15 protein-coding genes are annotated in these 18,859 nt (G+C 42.0%); 11 read left to right on the top strand and 4 right to left on the bottom strand.

Going from position 1 to position 18,859, the window contains the following annotated elements; translation table 11 throughout:
* Positions 1–325 precede the first annotated feature (325 nt).
* From M2369_RS16260 to M2369_RS16290, 7 genes are all read left to right on the top strand, one after another.
* The gene (locus M2369_RS16260; RefSeq protein WP_007496575.1) at positions 326–1,984 is read left to right on the top strand and encodes a pyridoxal phosphate-dependent decarboxylase family protein; all 1,659 of its coding nucleotides are present in this window, start codon (positions 326–328) and stop codon (positions 1,982–1,984) included.
* Between the two features lie 31 nt (positions 1,985–2,015).
* Entirely contained in the window at positions 2,016–3,740 is a 1,725-nt protein-coding gene (locus M2369_RS16265; RefSeq protein ID WP_160758124.1) for a methyl-accepting chemotaxis protein, read from the top strand.
* An 82-nt stretch (positions 3,741–3,822) separates the two neighbouring features.
* Positions 3,823–4,209 (top strand): DnaJ family domain-containing protein, encoded by a 387-nt coding sequence (locus M2369_RS16270; RefSeq protein ID WP_041506607.1) that lies wholly within the window; start codon positions 3,823–3,825, stop codon positions 4,207–4,209.
* A 162-nt stretch (positions 4,210–4,371) separates the two neighbouring features.
* Positions 4,372–5,805, top strand: a complete 1,434-nt coding sequence (gene treP / locus M2369_RS16275; RefSeq protein ID WP_008341760.1) for a PTS system trehalose-specific EIIBC component — start codon at positions 4,372–4,374, stop codon at positions 5,803–5,805.
* 15 nt (positions 5,806–5,820) lie between these two features.
* A complete protein-coding gene (gene treC, locus M2369_RS16280; RefSeq protein WP_259254991.1) occupies positions 5,821–7,521 on the top strand; it encodes an alpha,alpha-phosphotrehalase in 1,701 nt (566 codons plus the stop codon).
* Between the two features lie 19 nt (positions 7,522–7,540).
* Entirely contained in the window at positions 7,541–8,257 is a 717-nt protein-coding gene (treR, locus tag M2369_RS16285; protein WP_017358787.1) for a trehalose operon repressor, read from the top strand.
* 64 nt (positions 8,258–8,321) lie between these two features.
* Positions 8,322–8,756: a terpene synthase gene (locus tag M2369_RS16290; RefSeq protein ID WP_159159454.1), complete on the top strand. Its 435-nt coding sequence runs from the start codon at positions 8,322–8,324 to the stop codon at positions 8,754–8,756.
* 46 nt (positions 8,757–8,802) lie between these two features.
* Here the strand turns inward: M2369_RS16290 and M2369_RS16295 are convergent, their stop codons facing one another.
* On the bottom strand, positions 8,803–13,083 hold the full coding sequence (locus tag M2369_RS16295; RefSeq protein ID WP_259254994.1) for a multifunctional 2',3'-cyclic-nucleotide 2'-phosphodiesterase/3'-nucleotidase/5'-nucleotidase: 4,281 nt from the start codon (positions 13,081–13,083) through the stop codon (positions 8,803–8,805).
* Between the two features lie 254 nt (positions 13,084–13,337).
* Between M2369_RS16295 and M2369_RS16300 the strand changes: the two genes are divergently transcribed.
* On the top strand, positions 13,338–13,856 hold the full coding sequence (locus tag M2369_RS16300; RefSeq protein WP_007496591.1) for a type 1 glutamine amidotransferase domain-containing protein: 519 nt from the start codon (positions 13,338–13,340) through the stop codon (positions 13,854–13,856).
* Between the two features lie 107 nt (positions 13,857–13,963).
* On the opposite strand, the gene M2369_RS16305 is transcribed toward M2369_RS16300, so the two are convergent.
* Positions 13,964–14,179 (bottom strand): DUF1128 domain-containing protein, encoded by a 216-nt coding sequence (locus M2369_RS16305; protein WP_008341757.1) that lies wholly within the window; start codon positions 14,177–14,179, stop codon positions 13,964–13,966.
* 75 nt (positions 14,180–14,254) lie between these two features.
* Positions 14,255–15,610 carry an alanine/glycine:cation symporter family protein gene (locus tag M2369_RS16310; RefSeq protein ID WP_007496593.1) on the bottom strand — a complete coding sequence of 452 codons (1,356 nt, stop codon included), beginning with the start codon at positions 15,608–15,610 and terminating at the stop codon, positions 14,255–14,257.
* A gap of 174 nt (positions 15,611–15,784) precedes the next feature.
* On the opposite strand from M2369_RS16310, the gene M2369_RS16315 reads away from it, so the two are divergent.
* From M2369_RS16315 to M2369_RS16325, 3 genes are read left to right on the top strand one after another with little or no spacing between them, the layout of a single operon-like run.
* On the top strand, positions 15,785–16,255 hold the full coding sequence (locus tag M2369_RS16315) for a low molecular weight protein-tyrosine-phosphatase (protein WP_019743535.1): 471 nt from the start codon (positions 15,785–15,787) through the stop codon (positions 16,253–16,255).
* 20 nt (positions 16,256–16,275) lie between these two features.
* On the top strand, positions 16,276–16,608 hold the full coding sequence (locus M2369_RS16320) for a hypothetical protein (RefSeq protein ID WP_259255003.1): 333 nt from the start codon (positions 16,276–16,278) through the stop codon (positions 16,606–16,608).
* Positions 16,609–16,626: 18 nt separating this feature from the next.
* On the top strand, positions 16,627–17,445 hold the full coding sequence (locus M2369_RS16325; protein WP_008341753.1) for a YihY/virulence factor BrkB family protein: 819 nt from the start codon (positions 16,627–16,629) through the stop codon (positions 17,443–17,445).
* 207 nt (positions 17,446–17,652) lie between these two features.
* Here M2369_RS16325 and M2369_RS16330 read toward each other — a convergent pair whose 3' ends face one another.
* Positions 17,653–18,834 (bottom strand): MFS transporter, encoded by a 1,182-nt coding sequence (locus tag M2369_RS16330; protein WP_259255006.1) that lies wholly within the window; start codon positions 18,832–18,834, stop codon positions 17,653–17,655.
* Positions 18,835–18,859 lie beyond the last annotated feature (25 nt).

Below are 18,859 nucleotides of genomic sequence, written 5' to 3' on the forward strand. Positions count from 1 at the left end.
GTCTAAAGAATTAATTTGATTTCTACAATGGTGCATTTAGGCGGATTTCCAGTGTTTATTAATGTTTATGCAGGTTAAGTAAAAAAAATGAATGAATAAACCGCTGAATTGTCTGGATAATAATTCCTTCATGAAAGTATATTGATATATTTTGTTGTTTCACAAACATAATGGTTTTGATGTGTATTGTAAGGGTTTTATTCTTTTTGTTGGGTGAACAAATTATCTAAATATACTTAAGTGAACAGTTCGACACTATAAACTTTTGAAACGGGGTCGATATAGACAGTGACAGGAAATCTTCCATTGAAAGGATTGATAGTATATGACTGTACGAGCACAGAACCTCGTTCAGAACTGGTTTCCGAGTGAGGACGGAAATGCAGAAGAGCGGAAAGAACTCATTAAATTAATGGAACAGATCATTTCAGGGGTCGATGACCTGAAGGATCCGAACCGTGCTCACCTAAAAGGTGAAAAGAATCGCGAGGAGGACTTTTACAAAAAGCTCACTGAAACAAGTCAAATTCCGATGAACGGACAACAAGCGGAACTTGTGAATGAAGAATTACTGAAGCTTTTACATAATCATCCATACCACACGAAGTATTTCTTCACGAACATTTTGCCAATGGCAAGTACACCAGGAATTCTAGGCATGCTGACGGCTATGCTGGTTAACGGAAACAACCTATGGGATGTGTATGGACCAGCAGGCGCAGAAGCTGAGGTCAGAGTGGTCTCAATGATGTCTAAGCTCATCGGATATGATCCAAATGTGAGCGGGGGCTACACAACATGGGGAGGTCAAGGGGCTATTTTCTCGGGGCTTCGTTTAGCAATTGCGAAAGTTGCACCGGAGTCATTACGAAAAGGTGTCCCGCAAAATCTTTATGCGTTTTGTTCTGATGCAGCACATTACAGCTTATTTAAGTCAATGGAAGCAACAGGGATTGGCACAGACAACTTAATCAGAATTAAGACGAATAAAGATCATTCGATGGATATGGAAGATTTGCGTTGTCAAATGGAACGTGTTGCCCAAAATGGCGGAATTCCCGTTTATATTGTGGCAACAACCGGAACAACAGATGCCATTGCAATTGATGATGTAAAAGGGGTGCGTGAAACAGCAGAAGCCATTGCTGAGAAGTATGGTCTCAAGGTGCCGCATATTCATGCAGATTCGGCGCTTGGTGGATTCTTTGCTTTCTTTAATGAGTATGATGTATCTGAAAACCCGCTGCAATTCTCAGACGGTGTTCTTCGTATGCTAAAAGAAATCAAAGCGAAATTTCAGCATCTTTCTCTTGCTGACACGATGTGTTTTGACTTTCAAAAACTCGGACAAACACCATACACATCTAGTTTATTCTTAGTGAAAAACGCTGCTGACTTAAAGCGCTTGGATCTAGAAGAACAAGAAACACCATACGTTGGACATAGAGGATACGGGGAATACCATACGGGTTATACGCTTGAATGCTCAAGAATGGGAAGCTCCATCAGCATGCTAAGTGTTCTGCTAACGTTTGGAATTGAAGGATACCAGCGCTTGCTCGGTCAATTTTTAGAGGTGAACCTTGCATTTAGAGAAGCACTTCGTCAGGAAATTCCACAAGCAGAAGTCGTCAATGATGACAATGTCGGAATGGCTACATTGTTTAGAATTTACCTAGACGGCTCTCCTCGTTTTAAGGAAGAAATATCTGGAGAAGCAACTGCTATGGAAATTGAGCGCAATAATGATTTGAACAAAATCCTCTTTGAAAAGCTTGGAGAGAAAAGAGACGAAATGTTCTTTGGCGATACAACGAAGTTTTTACAAGTCAATGCCAAAGAAGGTCAAGAATTCTATCTAAGTGTGAGTAAATTTTTTGTGATTTCACCTTATACGTTACCGGAGCATATCCCTCATATCGTATCTTATTTAAAAGATGTGATTGCATCTGTTTGTGGACAATTTGAAAGTGTAGAGGCTTAAATTAAAATTGAGAGTGGAGATGTAGAAAAAAATGGCGAAACAAAGGAAGTTTGGAGGACTTACGATATCCTCCAAAATCATGTCAGTCGTTGTCGTAACATTACTCGCAACCGTTGCATTATTCGTTCTAACATTTTATTTAGTTAGCCAGGATTTATCTTCCCAATTATTAAAGCAATTTGATTATCGATTAACAACAGATATTGATACAGCGAAAAAAGAAATCGATAATATGGATGGAAATGTCCTTAGCATTAGCGGGAAGGATGATCCTATTTATGTGGAGATCAAAAAGAAATTCACAGAACTACAAAAAGATCATACGCTTGAGAACTTATACGTGTTATCAAATAAGGGCGGCAAAGAAAGAATCATCGTACTAACAGGGGAAGACAATGATTTTGATCAAGATTATGTCTTTTCAGATGAAATGAAACAAGCTCTTTCTGAAGATAAAATGGTCAAAAGCGACATTTACGTTGATTCGTATGGGACTCATAAATCCGTCTTTTTACCAATTAAAGATTCAGGCGGTGAACTCACGGGGATTTTAGGAATTGACTTAGATGCGTCTGTTGTTCCAGCAACAACGAAAAAGCTGACAATTTATATTACAGTAGCATCTGCGATTGTGCTCATCGGTGGATTACTCTTCTCATTCTTCATGGGAAGAAGAATTGCAAAACCAGCACGTTCATTAATGGAATCAGCAGATCGAATTGCAGATGGTGATTTAACTGGCATGGTAGAAGTTCAAAGTAAAGATGAGATCGGTCAATTAGCAGCTTCCTTCCAGAAAATGCAGGGACGGATCAAAGAGCTTATTGGAAAGATCTCAAACTCATCAAGTGAAGTGTCGAAAATGTCTTCACAGCTTCGCACAGTGACAACAGAATCTAGTCAAAGTGCACAACAAGTGTCAGAAGCGATGACGAATATGAGTGAAGGAATCAATGATTCAGTCGCAAACATTACAGACTGCACAACATCTGTTGCGGAAATCGATACTCAAATCGAAGGCGTGACAAAAGAAGTGGATGAAATGAAATCTGTTTCATCAGAAGTACAAGAGCAGTCAGAATCTGGTCAAAAATTGGTGCAGCATGTGCTTGAACATCTCAACATGTTACACGACATGATGACAAGCTCAAAGCAGGCGGCAGAAGAATTGCAATCACATTCAACAGAAATTGAAAGTGTCATCTCCATTATTACGGACATTTCAGCGCAAACGAATCTGCTTGCACTGAATGCTTCTATTGAAGCAGCACGTGTAGGAGAAGAAGGAAAAGGATTTGCTGTTGTGGCTGATGAAGTCCGTAAGTTAGCTGAACAGTCAGCTGATGCAGCTAAAACGGTCTCAGACTTAGTCATTGGCACACAGGAAAATAGTCAGCGTGTCCTTGAAAGCGTGGAGGAAAGCAGTAAAGCAGTGGAAGAAGGCCGTGAGCAAATGAAAGGCACCTCGCAGAACTTCGCTGGTATTTATGATGGAGTGTCTCAATTTGCAAGCAGAACGAACAATTTGCTTCAATCTATTAAGCAGGTAGAACGAGCATATCAAACAATTTCTACATCGATTGAACAAATTTCGGTCGTGTCAGAAGAACATGCGGCAAGCTCTCAAGAAGTAGCGGCAGCAACAGAACAGCAAAGTGCTGGCATGCAGCAAATTTCAAGTGCGATTGAACAGCTCTCTGACATGTCAGAGGACTTGGCACAAATGGTATCTACTTTTAAAATCGACAAAAAATAACGAGAAAGCTGGCTCTTGTGAGAGAGTCAGCTTTTTTGCTATGCTTAACCAAAATATCAGACGATCTGAAAGGAGACGTGTCATGGATTTTGCGCAGAGATTGTCAGAAGAACGGATCAAAAAGGCGATGGACCATGGAGCTTTTGAAGGACTTGCAGGCTTTGGGAAACCTCTGCCAAAGGATGATGCTGCTCATGTACCAGAAGAGCTGAGGATGGGCTATCGAATCATGAAAAATGCTGGCTTTGCCGGGGAAGAAACAGCTTTGAAAAAAGAACTAATGACGGTCAAAGAGTTACTGAAAACGAGTATAGATGGAGAAGAAAGAAAAAAACTCTCTATCGTATGTGAGGAAAAACAAAAACGCCTCGATGAACTCACATCCAAGCGCCAAACGTTTGCTCGACCAGCCTCCTCCTTTTATAAGAATAGGGTCTACGAAAAACTAACGGAGCATAAAAAAAGATGATGACACGCTGCCTCTCTGAGCACATTGAGGGAGCTTTTTTTATGAAAGCGCTACATTTTCTTATTGACTACATGTATATACAAATATAAAATATGAGGTGAACATGTATATACAAGTTTTGATTCTTTTTTCTTATAAAAAAACGGTCTCGGAGGGGATAGCATGGCTGATTATCAGACAGCGGCAGATCAGATTGTAAAAGCCATTGGTGGGAAAGAAAACATTGATCAAGCCACACATTGTGTGACAAGACTTCGTTTTGTGCTAAAAGATGAAGGTAAGGTGGATGAGAAAGCACTAGAACAAATTGATGAAGTGAAGGGATCTTTCTCAGCGAATGGCCAATACCAAGTGGTCATTGGTCAAGGAGTGGTGAATCGGGTTTATGCCGAAATGGTCAAACAGACGGGAATCGGCGAAGCGACAAAAGAAGACGTCAAGCGTGCCTCTGATCAGAAATTAAACCCACTGCAGCGTGCGGTGAAAACGCTTGCGGATATCTTCATTCCAATCCTTCCAGCTATCGTGACAGCCGGTTTATTGATGGGGATTAATAATATTTTAACAGCTCCTGATATTTTCTTTGATCAAAAATCCATTGTGGATGTGTATCCGGCATGGGCGGATTTAGCAAATATGATCAACTTGATTGCAGGTACTGCCTTTACCTTTTTGCCAGCATTAATCGGCTGGTCGGCTGTCAAGCGGTTTGGAGGTAATCCACTTTTAGGAATGGTCCTCGGACTGATGCTTGTACATCCAGATCTGTTGAATGCGTGGGGATATGGAGCGGCGGAAAAGACAGGTGACATTCCTGTCTGGAATTTGTTTGGACTTGAAGTACAAAAGGTAGGTTACCAAGGGCAGGTTCTTCCGATACTTGTCGCTTCCTATTTACTCGCAAAGCTCGAATTATTTATTACAAAGCGGACACCTGAAAGTATTCAGTTGTTAGTTGTTGCACCAATTACATTACTACTCATTGGATTTTTATCATTTATCGTCATTGGTCCCGTTACATTTGCGATCGGAAACGTATTAACATCTGGACTCGTCACTGTATTCCAACAATTCGCAGCACTTGGCGGCCTTTTATATGGCGGATTATATGCAGCGTTAGTCATTACAGGGATGCACCATACGTTCCTAGCAGTCGATATTCAGCTGATTAACTCAAAACTACACGGCACGTTCCTGTGGCCAATGCTCGCACTGTCTAATATTGCTCAAGGATCAGCGGCACTTGCGATGATGTTTGTCTTAAAAGATGAAAAGCAAAAAGGGCTCTCCCTGACATCAAGTATTTCTGCTTACTTGGGTATTACTGAACCGGCGATGTTTGGGGTGAACTTGCGCTATAGATTCCCGTTTATTTTTGCCCTGATCAGTTCGGGGATAGCTGGTATGTTTATTGCCTCACAAGGGGTACTGGCAAGTTCAGTCGGCGTTGGAGGCATTCCAGGAATCTTCTCGATCATTCCGAAATATTGGGGGGCATTTGCCATCGGAATGGTGATTGTGCTGATCGTCCCATTCATTGGTACCCTTTTATATGCAAAACTTAAGAAGAAGGATGTATCACAAGAACTTAACTAGTGGTGGTGAAGGAAATTGAATCAACAAACAAACGAACCGTGGTGGAAAAAAGCCGTGGTCTATCAAATCTATCCGAAGAGCTTTTTAGACACAACAGGCTCTGGTACAGGTGATATCAATGGCGTGACGAAAAAGCTCGACTATATCAAAGAGCTAGGGGCGGATTGTATTTGGCTGACTCCTATGTATGAGTCACCACAGCATGACAACGGTTATGATATTAGTGATTATACAAAAATCCATGACATGTACGGCACAATGGCCGATTTTGAGCACATGCTGAAAGAAGCACATGAACGAGGGATTCGTGTCATCATGGATCTAGCCGTGAACCATACGTCGATTTTCCATGAGTGGTTTCAAGCCTCCCGAGAGTCGAAGGAAAACCCGTATCGAGACTATTATATTTGGAAGGAGCCGAAAGCGGACGGCTCTCCTCCGAATGATTGGCAGTCAAAGTTTGGCGGGCCAGCGTGGGAATTAGATGAAGCGACAGGTGACTATTATCTTCATTTATATGATGTTACCCAGGCAGACCTCAATTGGGAACATGATGAAGTGCGCAGGAAAGTATATGACATCATGCACTTTTGGTTTGAAAAAGGGATCGATGGATTCAGACTGGATGTCATCAATAACATTTCAAAGGATCAACGCTTTTTAGATGATGCTGGGCAATCAGTGCAAGGTGACGGGCGTATGTACTATACAGATGGGCCGAGAATTCATGAATTCTTGCATGAAATGAACCAGGAAGTGTTTTCGAAATACGATAGCATGACCGTGGGGGAAATGTCTTCAACGAATATTGCAGACTGCATTCGGTATACAAGACCTGATCGGCAGGAGCTGGATATGACGTTTAATTTTCATCATTTAAAAGTTGACTATCCTAACGGTGAAAAGTGGGCCATTGCGCCATTTGATTTTCTAGAGTTGAAATCAATTCTGTCAGAATGGCAGACGAAAATGCATGAGGGCGGCGGCTGGAACGCACTATTTTGGTGCAACCATGATCAGCCACGCATCGTGTCTAGATACGGTGATGATGGCACGTACCATCAGCAATCAGCGAAGATGCTGGCGACCACCATTCATTTGATGCAAGGCACTCCTTATATTTATCAAGGTGAAGAAATTGGGATGAAGAATCCTCGCTTTGAGGACATTTCGTCATACCGCGATATCGAATCACTCAATATGTACGAAGTCATGCTTGAAAAAGGGAAAACAAAGGAAGAAGCTTTGGCGATTTTACAGGTCAAATCAAGAGATAACGCAAGGACACCTATGCAATGGACTTCGGAAAAAAATGTGGGGTTCTCAAAAGGTACGCCTTGGATTGAACCAGCTCAAAACGGCATTTCAGTAGAAGCTGCCTTAAAAGATGAGACGTCGATTTTTTATCATTATCAAGCCCTTTGTAGGCTTCGTAAGGAACTTGATGTAATCACCTATGGAAGCTTTACTTTACTGCTTTCAGATGATCCAAAGGTGTTTGCATATGTCCGAGAAGGCAAAGATGAGAAGATTCTCGTGATCAACCATTTTTATGCAGGCGAGACGGACTTTACACTTCCAGATGAGCTTGCAAAGGATGTCAATGAAATGGAAGGGCAAGTCTTGCTGTCCAATTATGAGGATGTGCCGGCAGATATCAAGGGATTTACGTTGCTTCCATATGAGTCAATCGTTTATCATTTAACCAAACGCTAGTAAATGGGGCGGAAGGAAAATGAAAGAGAATAAGTTTCGAGTGATTTATGATCAGCTCGCAAGACGAATTGAACAAGGTGAATGGCAGGATAAAGGCATCCTCCCATCAGAACATGAGCTGTCTGTCATGTATGACACATCCCGTGAGACGGTGAGAAAGGCATTAAACATCCTTGTGCAAAATGGCTATATCCAAAAAATTCGTGGGAAAGGCTCAGTATTGCTGAATCGAGAGAAAATGCAGTTCCCAGTTTCGGGTCTTGTCAGCTTTAAAGAGCTTTCCCAAACGCTTGGGCGAAAGACGGTAACAACGGTTCATGAGTTCGGTTTAATCAAGCCAGATCAGTATATTCAGTCTCAGCTGAAAATCAGTGGGCAGGAGGACGTTTGGGAAGTCATTCGCTCTCGCAATATTAGCGGAGAAGAAGTCATTTTAGACAAAGATTACTTCTTGCAAAAACATGTGCCGTTCTTGTCTAAGGACATTTGTGAAGGATCGATCTACGAGTATATTGAAGGAGAACTTGGGGTCTCGATTAGTTATGCTCAAAAGGAATTTGTGGTCGAGCCATGTACTGAAGAAGATGAGAGGTATCTCGATTTGAACGGGTTTGATCATGTGGTGGTGGTGAAGAATTATGTGTTCTTGGAGGATACGAGTCTATTCCAATACACAGAAAGCCGCCACCGGCTAGATCGTTTCAGATTCGTGGATTTTGCTAGAAGAGAGAAGTAGACAGGGCCGAGGCTCTGTCTATTTCAGTTTGTAGGGAAACAAGAGCAACATTCTAGGAGGACAAATGATCAGACTGAATAGACCATTAAAATTAAGAGATGTAGAAATTTTTAGCGTGATGAAAGATCACAGGATTTTATGTTATGTCATCATTGAAGACACGCGAAAACCGTTTACGGAAGAAGATAGAAAATTAGAGCCATTATGTTATATGGATGAAGAAGACATTCAAGCGATTTTGAATGTATTTCATATTTCAATTATCAGTGATGAAACATTAAATGAAGAAGATTTAACCCTTGTGAAATCGTACTTTGCTGAATTTGTGAATAACACGAACTTAACGAATTTCATTACGAGAGAATATGTTCAAAAGGATTTATATGCCGTTGATGATGAAGATGATATCACGTTCTTTAATAGAATGCTGCGTCATATAGGGTCAGATGAAGTGAAAGAATTTGATGACCGTAATTGGATTTATTTATCCCAAGATTAATAGTGAGATGCAAAAAAGGACAGAGCAAATGCTCTGTCCTTTTCTATTAAGATGATACTTTGTTTCGTGTGCGCTTGCGCTGGTAGTAATAAAGGATACCGCCTGAGGCGAGCATGAGCAAGCCAATTAATACCGCTGTATACATCATTGTTGCAGTATTCGGCAGTGTGCCGCCTGGCATGCCGCTTCCATCCTGACTTGGATCCGAACCGCCTGGAGCAGAAGTTCCACCGTCTCCGCCAGTTTGGTCTGGAGCTGTTCCAGCCGCTTCACTTTGATTGAGTACGGTGTATTCACTAAAGTGCTCCGTTTTACCTGAGACAATCCCGTTTTCGAATGAACCGTTACTTGTTTTGGCATAGCGGTTTTTCTCACGATCGACATAATAGACACCTGGTTTTTTCGCTTTTTCAGGCGCATCTAATGTAAAGAACAGTGTGACGGGATCTTTAAAGGTAGACACATTTTTCTGATCTTGTTTGATTTGGAAATCGTATGTGTCGGTTAATGCATTTTTCACCTTATTTGTTTTTGCCATTGATATATCTGCTTGTTGCTCTGACAAATTGGAGAGCGGTAATGCTAGACCGACTTTGTCATGATAGATGGTGACGTTTGGATCTTGCTCTCGTTTCTTCAGTTCAGCTACTTGCCCTTTTGATAGAGACAATTGAACCTTTTTCGCTTCGGTTGCTTTGTCTAAATAGAGCAATGCTTTGTTCGTATGCTGCACATACGTTTGGAATTTCTCATCATCTTGAATGTCATAGACGCCTTTTCCTTTCAAGCGAGGAAGGAATACTTCTTTCACTCGATGGTCGATGACTGGAGAAATATGACCGTCTGCCTGTTCAATTTGCTCTTTGAAAATTTCATAGTCAACATAGCCTAAGTCTTCACCATGAGACGCTTCTGTAAAGACGCTGTAGCCATCACCGCCTGTGCCGACAAATGCGTTAGTCGCCACGCGGTATGTTTTCTGATCATCAATGTCAGTCAGATTGCCCTTTTGATCTTTCAATTTGACATCAATCAGTCTACTGCCAGCCGGTTTACTCAGTGTAAACGTATATTCAATACCGGCTACATGAGGGAATGCGCCTCCGCCTTCTTCAATGCCTGAAAGACCTTGTTCAAGCGCTTTTTTAATTTGACTGCCTTTTAAATCTGCGACATATAGTGTGTTTCCAAAAGGCATCACGGTTAAAATATCCCCTAATGTGATATCTCCTTTTTCAATGCTGCCTCGAATACCGCCGCCGTTTGTAATGGCAAGGTCAGCCCCAGCAGATTCTTGTGCTTTCTTTAACATGCCATCTGCAATAAAGTTTCCAAGGTTCGTTTCCTTTGCACGGACGTGTTCACGCTGTCCATCTAAGAAGACATCTGATGTCCCGACTTTTTCGGTTTTTAAATCTTGGATATCTGCCTTGTACTGATCAAGAATCGCTTTTGCGTCCGCATCTTCTTTCACAGAGTCGTCGATCGTGATGAGGTCAAAAGTAGATTCTTTTGGCTGTACGACGCCTTTTTTGTCAAAGGCCACGTCTACTTTTCCTAAAAATTGTCCGTAGTCTTTTACTTGCGCAACAATCGTTGGTTCTTTTTTATTGATGACCTTTAATTTTTCAACAAGGGTGTGGGTGTGACCACCAATGATGAGATCAATGCCATCTACTTTTTGAGCCAGTTCTAGATCACGGTTATAGCCGATATGTGTGAGCGCAATAATTTTATTAATTTTTTCTTCAGTTTGAATGGTTTTGACTGTTTCTTTTGCTTTTTTGTATGCATCTTGAAATTGAATGTTGGGACCACTGCTGGATGTAATGGCTGTGTCTTCAGTGGTTAGACCGAATACAGCGACCTTTTCACCATTTACATCAAGTAGAATGTAAGGGTAAATGCCAGCTTCTTTTTTCTCACCAGCTTTAAATGTTGCTGGTTTTTTCACTAAGTCGCTTAACTGTTTTTCCTTAGAGACATTCACGTTTGATGACACGATCGGGAAGTTCGGTTTTTCAAACTGATGACGGTTTTTAGCATCTACACTGGATGCGTCACCTGTCAGGAATTGACGAAGGACAGATGGACCTTTGTCAAATTCATGATTCCCAAACGTCATGGCATCGTATTTCATTAAGTTCATCAGTTTCAGATCGGCAAGTCCTTGCCATTTTGTGAAATAGAGATCACCAGAGAAGACATCTCCAGCGTCTAATAAAATATTGTTTTCGCTTTGGGCGCGAACTTCTTTGATCTTGGTTGCGCGTCTTGCTGCATCATCCAGATGGGCATGTGTATCGTTTGTATGCATCACCGTTAAATGCCAATTGTCTGTTGCAGGTGGTTCTGTTGTACCATCATCTTTAAACGCTAGCTTGTACACGCCAAGTCCGTCTGTGCTGGCATTCCGAATAAAGTCGACGCTGCTTGATTTCTCTGCGAACGGTTTTGCTAAAAGAGAAGATTCAAAAGTGACGGTTGCGCCTTTTACTGGTGCAATGGACCAGTTTTGATCTGCGCTTGGGTTAATGGTTTTTTGTTCAATAATATAATCCATCAGCACTTGGCGGTTCTCATCTGCTGAGGCAAGCACGACTTTATCTTGTGTGAGGTGCGGGAAGCCTCCGCCGCCAGATGCACGGTAGTTGTTTGTCACGACTAAAAATTCTTGATTGTCAGAAACGGGTTTTCCGTTGTAAGACAAGTTTTTGATGCGGTTCGCACTAGCGTTAACAAGTGTGCCCGTTGTGCTGTATTTAGCAGGCTGTGTGACATCTACTTGGTACGTCACACCATCAATCACATCAAAATTATATGAGCGGTATTCTTCGTTTAAAATAGGCTGTTCATTTGAAGTGTTTGGTTTGATTTGGTTAAACTGACCAGCAGACATTTCAAGCCAGTCTTTTACTTCACTGCCTTTTAGTTTTACAATCTGTACGGTGTTATCGTAAAGATAGAGATCGCCGATGTTTTTAATCGCTAAATCACCTTTTGCGATATTTGTATAATAGTTCACACCATTGCGTCCGCCGGCTTTAAATGGCGCACCCGCAGAAAGAATCGGCAAGTTTTTGTACGAAGTATCTTTCATTTTTTCTTGTGCATACCATTTCTGGGCATCTGTCACGATTTGAATAGAAGGGTCATCCATCACTTGAGCGAAAAAGCTGTTAATGTCTGCTTCTGTTTTTCCAACTGGCTTTCTGACATAATCTAGGGTGTTTTGGTGAGTTGTTTGAATGGCATTTTTCACTGTACTGTTTTGAGATGTCACCCCGGCAACGGATTCGATTTTGCCTGTTCCGTCTGTGACTTTCCAGTTGCTTCCGTCTGGTTCTAGCGTTAAATCAATGACCCCGAGGTAGCTTCCCCAGTTTTTTGACATGACGACAGGAATGCCATTAATGGTTCCCTTTGCGACATCAAATTTGTCAACGCCGCTATATTCAGCGCTTGGGAATGTGCCATGCTGGTGGCCAGACACAATCGCATCAATGCCTTTTGTTTTCGTGGCAAGGTCAAAGATCATATTTTCTGATCCTTTAGGTGAAGCTGTTTTTTCAATTCCTGTATGAGCAAGAGCGACGATGACATCTGCGCCTTTTGCTTTCATTTCTGGAATGGTTTCATTGGCAGACTCCACAATATCTTGCACTTGAACTTGTCCATCTAAATGTTTCTTATCCCACGTCATAATTTGTGGTGGTACGAATCCTATGTAACCGACTTTCACAGTTTGGGAGGCTCCGTTTGCATCTTTAAAGGTTTTATCCTGAATGACATAAGGAGTAAATCGGTGTTCTCCGTTTAACTTTTTGACGTTCGCATTGACAATCGGGAAGTTGGCGCCCGCAATGGTACCGTCAAGAAAAGATAAACCGTAGTTAAATTCATGATTGCCGAGTGTACCTGCATCATATTTTAATTTGTTGAGTGTATGAATAATGGGGTGAACCTTTGTTTGATTGATGATGCTGTCTTTTTCATTTTTATAAACGTATTCTCCAAGAGGGGTTCCTTGAATCAGGTCTCCGTTATCAACAAGGAGTGTATTGGGATTTTGTGAACGGTGCTTGTCAATCAGCTCGGCTGTTTTTGCCAAACCGAATTCATTTGTTTCTTTGTCGCTGTAATAATCGTAATTCATCATGTTCGCATGAACATCCGTTGTGGCTAAGATACTGACCTTTACGGCGCTGCCGCTTTCTGTTTCTGCATGAGTAGGTACTGCTGGGAGAATGAGACTAATCAACATAATGGAAGTGAGCAGAATAGACAGGTTTTTCCTTCGTTTAGACCTATGTGCTTGCTTCTTCACCTGATCTCCGCCTTTCTAATTTTTTTGACCACAATACCTATTGTAGAAATGTTTCGTTAACTTTTGTAGTTATTTTTTGCAGATTATTGTAAAGATAACATAAATCATACAAATTACCTTGTTAAGGGAATGTGAATGAGTCTAAATGCTTATTTTTCTGAAAGGGGGTTTTCTCATAGGGATAGGATGTTTGATTTCAATTGGCGGGGGTATAGTGTGTAGTGTAAACGATAATCAAGCAGGAGGGTTTCTACATGGGTAAGAAAATTGCAGTTGTCTTAACAGATTACTTTGAGGATGTTGAATTCACCGAGCCTGCAAAAGCCTTTAAAGACGCAGGCCATGAGATCACAGTAATTGAAAACGAAAAAGGAAAAACAGTGAAAGGAAAGCAAGGAGAGGCAGAAGTAAGAGTCGATGCGTCTATCGATAACGTGAAACCAGAAGACTTCGATGCACTTCTGATTCCTGGCGGCTTCTCACCAGACATTCTGCGTGCGGATGATCGCTACGTGCAATTCACAAAAGCCTTTATGGACGAGAAAAAACCAGTATTTGCGATCTGTCATGGACCGCAATTGCTTATTACAGCGAAGACGCTGGAAGGAAGAGGCGCGACCGGCTATACATCCATTCAAGTAGATATGGAAAACGCAGGCGCCAAATTCAAAGATGAAGAAGTCGTCGTTTGTCAGGATCAGCTTGTCACAAGCCGTACACCTGATGACATTCCAGCATTTAACCGTGAATCATTAAAACTGCTCGCAAAATAAGTAGTTTTGACAGGATAAACAAAGCCAGCACCTTGCGAGGTGCTGGCTTTTTCTGTGCATGGATGTAAGAAAGCGGTGTCAACCGCAATTCAGTATCAGGTGCACGATTATTTTCTTAAGCTTTTCAGCTCGCTTGCAATGGCTTGCATTTCACTTGGGCTGAATGAAGATTTTTTCATCACCATTTGGTGAAGAAATTCAATATCTTCATACTTATCTGGACTGAAGTCTTCGGCTTTGATGACTCCAATATTCAGCATATTGAGCTTTTGCGAAATGTCTTCAATCAGCTGATTGACTTCAGCCGCTTTTTGCTGTGACAAGGGCGGCACGTCCTTTCCTGCATGTGTCGAATAATATGTCTATTTTAACAGAAAAGCAAAAGAATAAAAGGGCTATTATGACGACACTGAAATGTTTTTTTCCTTTTTCTCCTCTTTGATCTTATCAATGATTCGTTTGGATTCAAACACCACAACACCTGATAAACCGATGAGGCCAATTAAGTTTGGAATGGCCATCAGTCCATTGAGCATATCTGCTACGCCCCAGACGAAGTCATTCTTAAACACGGCACCGAAAAAGACAGCTATCACAAACACGATACGGTAATACATGACGTACGAATCCTTCGCCAAATATGTAAAGCATTTCTCTCCATAATAGGACCAGCCAATGATGGTTGAATAGGCAAACAGGAGCAGCCCGATTGCCACAATGGTTGAGCCAGCTGGACCGAGGAAGTGAGCAAAGGATAACGAAGTCAGCGCATCACTTTTTTCTGTTAAATACATATCTGCCATGACAATCGTAATGCCAGTGATAGAACAAACAATGATGGTGTCAATAAACACTTGCGTCATAGAGACGAGAGCTTGACGGGCAGGCATATCCGTTTTCGCAGCTGCAGCAGCAATTGGTGCTGATCCAAGACCAGCTTCATTGGAAAAGACTCCTCGTGCGACACCCCAGCGAATGACAGTTCCAATTGCACCTCCTGCCACGGCTTGACCTGTAAAGGCATCTGAGAAAATAAGACTGACTGCGCCAGGAACAAGATCAGCATTCATGACAAGAATGATGAGCCCGCAAATGACGTAAAATAAAGCCATGACTGGTACAAAAATAGATGTCACTCGGCCGATACTTTTAATTCCGCCTAAAATCACGAGTGCCGTAAAGGCAGTAATGATGATACCTGTTACCCATGTTGGAATTTGAAAGGTTGAATTCATGACGCCTGAGATGGAATTAGACTGTACCAGGTTGCCGATCCCAAAGGCAGCACTGGCACCGAAAACAGCAAATAGCACCCCTAGCCATTTCTGTTTTAAGCCATGCTCTAAATAATACATAGGTCCGCCAGACATTTCGCCTTTTTCGTTTTTGACCCTGTATTTTACAGCCAGAACAGCTTCTGCAAACTTGGTGGCCATCCCGAAAAATGCAGCAAACCACATCCAAAATACTGCACCAGGACCACCTGCAATGACAGCTGAGGCAACACCGACGATATTCCCAGTACCGACAGTTGCAGCAAGAGCCGTCATTAATGCTTGGAAATGGGAGATATCTCCCTCTGATGTTTTGTCTTGTTTTGAAAAAGCGAGCTTTAAAGAATAAGGAAGTAATCTAATTTGAATGAAGAGAACGCGAAAGGTGAGGTAGATTCCAGTACCAACAATTAAAATTAATAGGGGAGGCCCCCACAAAAAATTGTTCATCGTCGTGACAAATTGCTCAATGATTCCCATCTAATGTCCCCCTTTGTTTGTGTAATTCTCCTAAAGTTTCTCCTGTTTTTGTGTAATTTGTCAATGCCGATGGGAGTTTTTCTTGCAAAGTTTCCAAAAGAAAAAGGGCTTGATATGATAGAGAAAAGGTTTTCCAAAGGGAATCTTAGGGAAAAGATAGGAGGAGAATGAAGGATGATTCATGTATTATTTGTGTGCCTCGGCAATATTTGCAGGTCACCGATGGCAGAGGCGATGTTTAGAAAACGAGTCGAAGACGAAGGGCTGAGTGAACACTTTGTGATTGATTCAGCAGGCATTGGCGGCTGGCATCAAGGCAGTCCTCCGCATGAAGGAACACGAAAGCTGCTTGATGAAAAGGGCATCAGCTATGCAGGAATGACGGCAAGACAAATCATGGATAAGGATATCACCACATACGACTATATCATTGCGATGGATGCTGAAAATGTAGGCGCCCTCCGCAGTTTAGCCGGCTATGGAAAACATCACTTTATTGGCCGTCTTCTTGACTTTGTAGAAGACGACGATCGAGACGATGTGCCAGATCCTTATTACACTGGGAACTTTGAGGAAGTACATGATTTAATTGAAACAGGAATTGATCGTTTTTTGACGTATGTAAAAAAAGAGAAACACCTTTAACTGAAAGGAGATCAGATGAGATGGAAGAGAACAAACAAATCGTGCTTCGGGGAGCTGTTATAGGCGCAGCCTGCGGCATATTGCTGACATTATTTCATCGTCCAACAAGAACTGTACTGAAAGAAAAATGGAATGACTGCCAGCAAAAGCTGGATGAATACCGCCTGGAACCTGGCAAGATGTCTGCTTGCGTGAAGGAAAAAATGGAAGAAACGAAGCAATTGATGAGAACGGTCTCAGATGATTTGTCTTTTCTGAATGAACAGGTGAATCAGTTAAAGGAAACAACACCAAAGGTATTAGAGATTATTGAAGAAACAAAGGATCACTTTCAAAAGAAACAGAAAGATTGATCATTGGAGATGAGGCGTATGGGTTTTGTTAAAGCGTTAATTGGACGCTTTTTGCTGCATGAAGGACCGGCAAAATCAGCTGAGCTTGCGTATTTCTTTTTGCTTTCATTATTTCCGTTTCTCATCTTCGTGCTGACGCTTGTTGGTTATTTGCCGCTGACATCAAAGGATGTTCTAAGCGTCATTTCTGGTTATGCGCCAGAGGGAGCGCTTTCGATGATTGAATCCATTGCCGAAGAGACGCTGAATAACCGTAACGGCGGATTGTTGTCATTCGGGATTATTGCGGCACTCTGGTCTGCATCCAACGGCATTAATGCGGTGGTCAGAGCATTTAACCACGCTTACGAAGTTGAGGAAAATCGCTCCTTCATTCTCGTACGTTTAACATCGATCATCTTAACCATTGCGATGGTTCTTACGATTATTTTTGCCTTGATGCTGCCTGTCTTTGGAAAAGAGCTTGGCTTATTTGTCGCTAAATTAGTTGGACAGTCAGATGCCTTTCTCACCATTTGGACCGCCATGAGATGGATTATTAGTCCACTGATTTTACTGATTGTTTTTACATCCCTATATTATTTTGCCCCTAATATCAGGCTGAAATTGAAATTTGTGCTGCCGGGTGCCATATTCGCATCTGTTGGCTGGATTCTCGTCAGCATGCTGTTCTCATTTTATGTAGGCGAATTTGCTAACTATAGTGCGATGTACGGAAGCATTGGGGGAATCATTATATTAATGATCTGGTTTTATTTAACCGGCATTATGATCATCCTCGGCGGCGAGCTCAATGCGCTTTTACATAAGCGTAAAATCGTACCAGGCAAGGTGTGAAAAAAACCGGGCATCCTAAAGAAGAACGAACTTGTTCAATCTTAATGGATGGGGGAATAACGAATGTCTAAACAATCGAAAAAAGGCGGAAGCAACACAAAACAAAACAAAGGCCATCAGCCAAAGCACAAAACAAGTGGAAGTGCGAATGGGCAAAATGGGTATCACTAGATGAAAAAACTCCTCTGCATAGGTGCAGGGGAGTTTTTAATGAGAAATGGATTCGTTTCGAGTGTCGACCACTGACTGTGTACGCCCAAATCGAACACAACAAAACACAAATAAAATCACAATGCTGACAAGGTAAAGTAAATTCATGCCCTCGAACGTCTGCACAAAGAATCCGCCAAGAACCGGACCGAGAATACTTCCTGCACTAAACGCCATCCCGCACATCAAATTCCCAGCAGGTAGCAGATGCTTTGGCAATAAGTCCGTCATATAACTGATGCCAAGTGAGAAGGTCGAACCTACAGCCATACCTGCGATAAAGAAACAGATCGCAACAGCCAAAACGGACTGAATGAAAATCCCTGCTAAAAGGAAAAAGAATGAACCGACGAGTGTCACAACTAAAATCATGCGTCGTCTGCCGAAACGGTCACTCAGCATCCCGAGAGGAAGCTGAAAAACAATACTCCCAATCGCAAACGCAGGTAAAATAAACGCAACAGCATCTATCGTCACCCCGCTTCTCAGCGCATACACAGGGAAGTTACTATTGAGCGTCGTTTCTAAAAAGCCATAGCAAAACGGCATCATAAAGGCTACCCAGCCAAATTGGAACGCCTTCTTGAAGCGCTTCAAACTATTTGTCTGCTCTGACGTCTGCATTTCACCTGTATCAGGATATGTATTTTTTAAAACAAACACAAGCAGCCAAATACACAAACTAACTGCACCAGACACAATAAACGGCAAAGATGGATTGATTTCAATGAGTGGTGTTAAAAAAGGGCCAGCGGCAAAACCGAGTCCAAAGGATAACCCATACAATGAAATATTTCGCCCGCGATTTCTAGATGATGAGGCATAGGTTACCCACGTCTGTGTGGAGAAATGAAGCATATGATCACCGATGCCAATCATCAGCCGCAAGAAGAACCAGACGACATAAGATTCAATAAAGACAAAGCTAAACAAACTTAAAAAGACAGCAGCGCCCCCAATGACGATCAATGGTTTAAATCCGAAGCGGCGCAGCGGCGCTTCCATAAAAGGAGACGCAAGCAGCACGCCGATATATAAACCGGTGGCATGCAGTCCGTTTAACGTCGGGGAAGTGCCGGCATGTTCGAAAATAATCGAAATAACTGGCAGTAACGCTCCCTGTGAAAAACCAGATACGGATACAAGTAAAATTAAAATCATAAAATGAATTCTCGACATAAGAAGCTCCTTACAAGTTCATGCT

Source organism: Bacillus sp. JUb11, assembly GCF_024807925.1.
Lineage (GTDB): Bacteria > Bacillota > Bacilli > Bacillales > Bacillaceae > Bacillus > Bacillus altitudinis.

Bases quoted from the DNA above. Each gene is read 5' to 3' on its own strand.
- M2369_RS16260 (WP_007496575.1), top strand. From the start codon at position 326: ATGACTGTACGAGCACAGAACCTCGTTCAGAACTGGTTTCCGAGTGAG.
- M2369_RS16265 (WP_160758124.1), top strand. From the start codon at position 2,016: ATGGCGAAACAAAGGAAGTTTGGAGGACTTACGATATCCTCCAAAATC.
- M2369_RS16270 (WP_041506607.1), top strand. From the start codon at position 3,823: ATGGATTTTGCGCAGAGATTGTCAGAAGAACGGATCAAAAAGGCGATG.
- treP (WP_008341760.1), top strand. From the start codon at position 4,372: ATGGCTGATTATCAGACAGCGGCAGATCAGATTGTAAAAGCCATTGGT.
- treR (WP_017358787.1), top strand. From the start codon at position 7,541: ATGAAAGAGAATAAGTTTCGAGTGATTTATGATCAGCTCGCAAGACGA.
- M2369_RS16290 (WP_159159454.1), top strand. From the start codon at position 8,322: ATGATCAGACTGAATAGACCATTAAAATTAAGAGATGTAGAAATTTTT.
- M2369_RS16300 (WP_007496591.1), top strand. From the start codon at position 13,338: ATGGGTAAGAAAATTGCAGTTGTCTTAACAGATTACTTTGAGGATGTT.
- M2369_RS16310 (WP_007496593.1), bottom strand. From the start codon at position 15,610: ATGGGAATCATTGAGCAATTTGTCACGACGATGAACAATTTTTTGTGG.
- M2369_RS16315 (WP_019743535.1), top strand. From the start codon at position 15,785: ATGATTCATGTATTATTTGTGTGCCTCGGCAATATTTGCAGGTCACCG.
- M2369_RS16320 (WP_259255003.1), top strand. From the start codon at position 16,276: ATGGAAGAGAACAAACAAATCGTGCTTCGGGGAGCTGTTATAGGCGCA.
- M2369_RS16325 (WP_008341753.1), top strand. From the start codon at position 16,627: ATGGGTTTTGTTAAAGCGTTAATTGGACGCTTTTTGCTGCATGAAGGA.
- M2369_RS16330 (WP_259255006.1), bottom strand. From the start codon at position 18,834: ATGTCGAGAATTCATTTTATGATTTTAATTTTACTTGTATCCGTATCT.